Source organism: Streptomyces kebangsaanensis (genome assembly GCF_001906585.1).
Classification (GTDB): Bacteria; Actinomycetota; Actinomycetes; order Streptomycetales; family Streptomycetaceae; genus Streptomyces; species Streptomyces kebangsaanensis.
In genome coordinates this window covers 10,357-15,799 of the sequence record NZ_JUJA01000035.1, presented here as the reverse complement: position 1 = coordinate 15,799, position 5,443 = coordinate 10,357, and the positions used below count along the sequence as shown (strand labels likewise).

Sequence of the window (5,443 nt, the reverse complement as noted above, 5' to 3'; positions counted from 1 at the left end):
GCCGACGTAGACCGTGTCGCCGACCTTCAGCACGTCCCCGCCGTCCAGCGTGCCCGGCTCCCAGACCCAGTTCACCGAGCAGCCCAGGCGTGCCACGGCCTCCTCGACCCCGACGGTCTCGTCCCGCCGGGACTCGGCGCCGGGCCGGGTGATCAGGGCGACGTTCCTGTACACCACGACCGTGTCCTCGACGAACACCGCGTCGGGGCAGTCGTCGGCCGGCTCGACCTCGACCGTCTCCCAGCCGTGGGTGCGCAGCGCCCGCACGTACGCCTCCCACTGCCGCCCCGCGAGCCCGACGTCCACCTTCTCCCGCTCGATGTGCGTCACCAGCCCCTCGGCGAGGCGCGGACCGGGGCGGCGGACGAGGGCCTTCTTGCTGGGCACGAGGGACCTTTCGGGTCGCGGGTGGCTCGTGATTGCGGGTGTGCTCGCTCCGGTCCGCCATCATGCGTCAATCGTCGGCCACGGCAAAACCCTCAGCCGTCTCCCGTAGTTCTCCCTCCTCCAGCAGCAGCCACCGTGTGATGCCGATGGACCGGAGGAACGGCAGGTCGTGGCCGGCCACGATCAGCGCGCCCTCGTAGGACTCCAGGGCGGACGTCAGCCGGCGCACGCTCGCCAGGTCCAGGTTGTTCGTGGGCTCGTCGAGCATCAGCAGCTGCGGCGCGGGTTCGGCCAGCAGCAGCGCGGCCAGCGCCGCCCGGAAGCGTTCGCCACCGGACAGCGTCGCCGCACGCTGGTCGGCGCGGGCGCCGCGGAACAGGAAGCGGGCCAGCCCGGCCCGGACCCGGTTGTTCGTGGCGTCCGGGGCGAGGCGGGCCGCGTTCTCGGCGACGGTCAGCTCGCCGTCGAGGACGTCGAGGCGCTGCGGCAGGAACCGCAGCGGGACGTGCGCCACCGCCTCGCCCGACAGCGGCGGCAGCTCCCCGGCGATCGTGCGCAGCAGCGTCGTCTTGCCCGCGCCGTTGCGTCCGGTCAGCGCGACGCGCTCCGGGCCGCGCAGGTGGAAGGAGCCCTCCACGCGCGCGCCGTACGCCGACCGGAGGTCCCGCAGGGTGAGCACGTCCCGACCCGGCGGTACGGCCGTGGCCGGCAGGTCGACGCGGATCTCGTCGTCGTCGCGCACCGCCTCCACGGCCTCGTCGAGCCGCTCCCGGGCCTCGGCGAGCTTCTCCTCGTGCAGGATGCGGTGCTTGCCCGCCGACTCCTGGGCCGCCCGCTTGCGGGCACCCATCACGATCTTCGGCTCGCGCTTGCTGGCCCACATCTTCTGGCCGTACCGCTTGCGGTGGGCCAGCTTGACCTGGGCGTCGGCCAGCTCGCGCCGCTGCTTGCGCAGGTCGGCCTCGGCGACGCGCACCATTCGCTCGGCGGCCTCCTGCTCGACGGCGAGGGCCTCCTCGTACGCCGTGAAGTTGCCGCCGTACCAGGTGACCTCTCCGGCGCGCAGGTCGGCGATCCGGTCGACCAGGTCCAGCAGTTCGCGGTCGTGGCTGACCACGACCAGCACGCCCGGCCAGGCGGAGACGGCCGCGTACAGCCGCCGGCGCGCGTACAGGTCGAGGTTGTTGGTCGGCTCGTCCAGCAGCAGTACGTCCGGCCGGCGCAGCAGCAGCGCGGCCAGGCGCAGCAGCACCGACTCGCCGCCGGACACCTCGCCGACGGTGCGGTCCAGGCCGATGCGGCCGAGCCCGAGTTCGCCGAGGGTGGCCAGGGCGCGCTCCTCCACGTCCCAGTCGTCGCCGACGGTCTCGAAGTGCTCCTCCGACGCGTCGCCGGACTCGATGGCGTGCAGCGCGGCCCGCCGGGCGGCGATGCCGAGTGCCTCGTCGACCCGGAGCGCGGTGTCCAGCGTGACGTTCTGCGGGAGGTACCCGGCCTCGCCGGCGACGCGGACCGCGCCCCGGGCCGGGGCGAGCTCGCCCGCGATCAGCTTCAACAGGGTGGATTTCCCCGAGCCGTTGACCCCGACGAGTCCGGTCCGGCCGGGACCGAAGGCGATGTCCAGCCCGGAGAAGACGGGGCTGCCGTCGGGCCAGGCGAAGGAGAGGGAGGTACAGGTGATGGATGAGGACATGGAAGACATGGGCGCCTCGCGAATGCGGAGTGCGGTCAGGGGCAGACGCGTGTGGAGGCACCGCCGGGCGGCCGTGTCGGAGACAGGAGTCCGCGGGGCACGGGAAAAGCCCTGGACCGGATTCCTGGGACGGCTCGGACGCCGAGGTCGCACGCGACGCCCACACCTGACCGGTGTGGCGCGGTGCCTCATGACCTCAGACGAGCAACGTCCCTCTCCCATCGACGGCAACAGGACGCTGTACACCGTAGGAAGGGCCGGGGTGCCTGTCAACGGATTTCGGCGTGGGCCCCGGGCCCACCGAGCGAAGGAGGCCTTGTGCCCGACGGCTCGCTCTCGCTGCCGGCCCGGCTGTACCTGCTGGCCTGGGACACCGCGCGGCTGAGACCCACCGGCGCCGGCGAACTGCACCACCTGGTCCGGGCCGGCGCCCTCACCGAGCTGGCCCAGCGCGGGCTGCTCGTCGACGACGACGGCATCGCCACCCCCGTCGACCTGGACGCGCGCACGGGGGACCCCGTCCTCGACGGACTGCTCGACCTCGTCCGGGAGTCCCGGCCCCGGCACTGGAGGACCTGGGTGACGCTGCGGGCCCGGCTCACCCTCGTGGCCGTGCGCGAACAGCTGGCCGCCGAGGGGTACCTGCGCGCCGAACGGCGGCGTGTGCTCGGCGTGTTCCCGTCGGTGGACCACGTCCTGGAACGCGTCGCCGTCGTGGACGCGCTGCGCGAGGAGGCACGCCGGGTGCTGGAGGGCCCGCTGCCGGCCGCGCGGGTTCCCGAACGCGACGCGGCCGTCGTCGCCCTCGCGGCCGCCGCCGGACTGAGCACCCTGGTGTCCGCCACGGACCGCCGGCGCCACCGGCGGCGCATCGAGGAGCTGACCGAGCGCGGCGGCGCGGCGGCCCCCGCCCTGCGGCGGGTCGTACGCGAAGTGCGCACGGCGGTCGTCGTGGCGGCCGCGGCGGCCTCCGCGGCGGCGGGCGGCTGAACCCTCCGCCGGCCGCACCGCCCCCGGGGCCGTCGACCCGGGGGCGGGCGGGAACGCGTCAGCGGGCGTCGCGCATCAACTCCGCCAGATCGTGGTCCAGGTCGAGCTGCAGATGCTCCAGACCGACGGGCACCAGTTCGCTCGTGGCCGCGAGGAAGCGCCGTATCTCGCCACTGCGGACGTGCACCACGGCGGTGCCCTCCGGGGCGTGGAACTCCAGGACGGTGCGGTCGTAGCCGTACGGCCGCACCCGTACGTCGCCGTGGCCCTCGGACTCCCGCAGACCGGCCGTGAGCAGGTCGCGGGCGAAGGTCCAGCAGACCTCCACCCCTTCGAGGGTGGAAGGGGCCGGGAAGGTCATGCGGACGGCGAACGGGTCGCGCCGGTCGTAGTGCAGCGTGGCGGGGATGGTGGGCATCCGCGGCGCGGCGGCGACCAGGCGTGCCTGAACGGGCTGCTCGATGACGGTGGACAACGCCTGCTCCCTTGTGACGGCTGGGCTGTGACGGCCGGACTGTGACGGTCGGAGGGCCGTCCGGGCGGACGGCCGGGCACTGAAGGAGACGACGGAATCAGCCAATCCGTGCACACGCGAGGCGAGTGACCTCTGTCACCGCGTTCATTCGCACAAGCGACGCGGCCGGCCGGGTCGCTCGACTGGCGGATCGGATATCGCCCGTTGTGGCGAACAGATCCAGAATGCGGGTATCCGTTCCTTGCACAGAGAGGAAGTGAACGGCATGCCACGCGGTTCCAGTTCCAAACGCGAGCGTCAGTACGAGCACATCAAGGAGAGCGCGCAGGACCGGGGGGAGAGCACCGAACGCGCCAAGGAGATGGCCGCGCGCACGGTGAACAAGGAGCGCGCCCGCTCCGGCGAGTCGAAGACCGCCAGTCGTTCCTCGACCCAGGACATGTCCTCGGGCAGGCGGGGCGGACAGCGCTCGGGCCGGGGCTCCGAAGGGCCCACCTACGACCAGCTCTACGAGGAGGCCAGGCGGCGCAACATCCACGGCCGCTCGGACATGAACAAGCAGCAGCTGCGGCAGGCGCTGGGCAAGGGCTGACCTCCGGCACCGGGCGGGGCGGACCCGCCCTGCCGCCTTCGGCACCTCGGGCCGTACGCTCGTCCTCACCATGACGACGACCGTAGGCATCCCCGTGGGCTGGCCCGCCACCGAGGAGCAGGCCCGGGCCGTTCAGGACGAGTTGCGCGAGAAGGTGGTGCTGGACGAGCCGGGACCACCGCCCGGGACGGGACACGTCACGGGTGTCGATGTCGCCTACGACGACGATCGGGACGTCGTGGCGGCAGCGGCCGTCGTCCTGGACGCGGCGACCCTGCGCGTCGTCGCCGAGGCCACCGCCGTCGGGCGGGTCTCCTTTCCGTACGTGCCGGGGCTGCTGGCCTTCCGCGAGATCCCCACCGTGCTGGCCGCGCTGGGCGCCCTGCCCTGCCCGCCCGGCACGGTGGTCTGCGACGGCTATGGCCAGGCCCACCCGCGCCGGTTCGGCCTGGCCAGTCACCTGGGGGTGCTGACCGGGCTGCCGACGATCGGCGTCGCCAAGAACCCGTTCACCTTCACCTACGACGACCCGGACACCCCGCGCGGCAGCTCCTCCCCGCTCCTGGCCGGCCCGGACGAGGTCGGCCGCGCCCTGCGCACCCGGGACGGCGTCAAGCCGGTCTTCGTCTCGGTCGGCCACCGGACGACCCTGGCCGACGCCTGCGCCCACACCCTCGCCCTCACCCCGGCCCACCGCCTCCCCGAGACGACCCGCAGGGCGGACGCCCTGTGCCGCCGCGCCCTGCGCGAGGCGACGGGGCCCTAAGCGCTCGCCACCGTGCGGAAGGTGAGCCCCGCACGGCGCAGGCGGGTGATGAGGGCGTCGCCCAGGGCCACGGCCGTGGTGACCTGGCCGGCCGTCGGCGGGAGGTCGTCGAGGGCGAGGGACAGGGCCGACTCGGCGAACATCTTCGCCGTCTCGCCGTACCCGGGGTCGCCGCCCGCGACCTCGGTCAGCACCCGCCGTCCGCCGCCCTCGCCCACGAACCGCACGGAGAACCAGCTCCTGGCCCGCTTCTCGGCGCTCGGCCCCTGGCCGGGCTGCAGCCGGTCGGACAGCCAGCGCCGGGCGGGCGGCAGTTGGGCGGCGGCCATGACCGCGCCGACGGCCGCGACGCCCCCCACGGCGACGGACAGGTGCCGGACGGCCGCGTAGTGGCGGTAGCGGAAGTCGGGGCCGTAACGTTCCAGCGCCCGCGCGGAGCGCCGCACGATCTGCGGGTCGATGGTCGGCAGCGGCAGCACCCAGGCGCCGACCTCCCCGGCGAACCGCGGCGTGCCCGTCGGCGTGGACGCCCGCCTGCCC

5 protein-coding genes and 2 pseudogenes are annotated in these 5,443 nt (G+C 74.1%); 3 read left to right on the top strand and 4 right to left on the bottom strand.

Annotated features, from left to right (window positions below; all coding sequences use genetic code 11):
• Both RH94_RS42355 and RH94_RS04315 read right to left on the bottom strand, forming a co-directional pair.
• Positions 1-387 (bottom strand): annotated as a pseudogene (locus RH94_RS42355) (N(G),N(G)-dimethylarginine dimethylaminohydrolase); the annotation flags it as partial.
• 67 nt (positions 388-454) lie between these two features.
• Positions 455-2,080 (bottom strand): ABC-F family ATP-binding cassette domain-containing protein, encoded by a 1,626-nt coding sequence (locus tag RH94_RS04315; protein WP_073946354.1) that lies wholly within the window; start codon positions 2,078-2,080, stop codon positions 455-457.
• Between the two features lie 318 nt (positions 2,081-2,398).
• Here RH94_RS04315 and RH94_RS04310 point away from each other — a divergent pair, with 318 nt between their 5' ends.
• Complete coding sequence (locus tag RH94_RS04310) at positions 2,399-3,070, top strand: GOLPH3/VPS74 family protein (protein WP_073946323.1); 672 nt, start codon at positions 2,399-2,401, stop codon at positions 3,068-3,070.
• Between the two features lie 58 nt (positions 3,071-3,128).
• Here the strand turns inward: RH94_RS04310 and ssgD are convergent, their stop codons facing one another.
• Complete coding sequence (ssgD, locus tag RH94_RS04305; protein ID WP_073946322.1) at positions 3,129-3,545, bottom strand: spore wall synthesis regulator SsgD; 417 nt, start codon at positions 3,543-3,545, stop codon at positions 3,129-3,131.
• Between the two features lie 265 nt (positions 3,546-3,810).
• Between ssgD and RH94_RS04300 the strand changes: the two genes are divergently transcribed.
• Both RH94_RS04300 and RH94_RS04295 read left to right on the top strand, forming a co-directional pair.
• On the top strand, positions 3,811-4,137 hold the full coding sequence (locus tag RH94_RS04300; RefSeq protein WP_073946321.1) for a plasmid stabilization protein: 327 nt from the start codon (positions 3,811-3,813) through the stop codon (positions 4,135-4,137).
• 70 nt (positions 4,138-4,207) lie between these two features.
• Positions 4,208-4,903 (top strand): endonuclease V, encoded by a 696-nt coding sequence (locus RH94_RS04295; RefSeq protein ID WP_073946320.1) that lies wholly within the window; start codon positions 4,208-4,210, stop codon positions 4,901-4,903.
• On the opposite strand, the pseudogene RH94_RS42350 reads toward RH94_RS04295, so the two are convergent.
• A pseudogene (locus RH94_RS42350) lies at positions 4,900-5,443 on the bottom strand (saccharopine dehydrogenase); the annotation flags it as partial. The gene RH94_RS04295 and the pseudogene RH94_RS42350 sit on opposite strands and share 4 nt — an antisense overlap.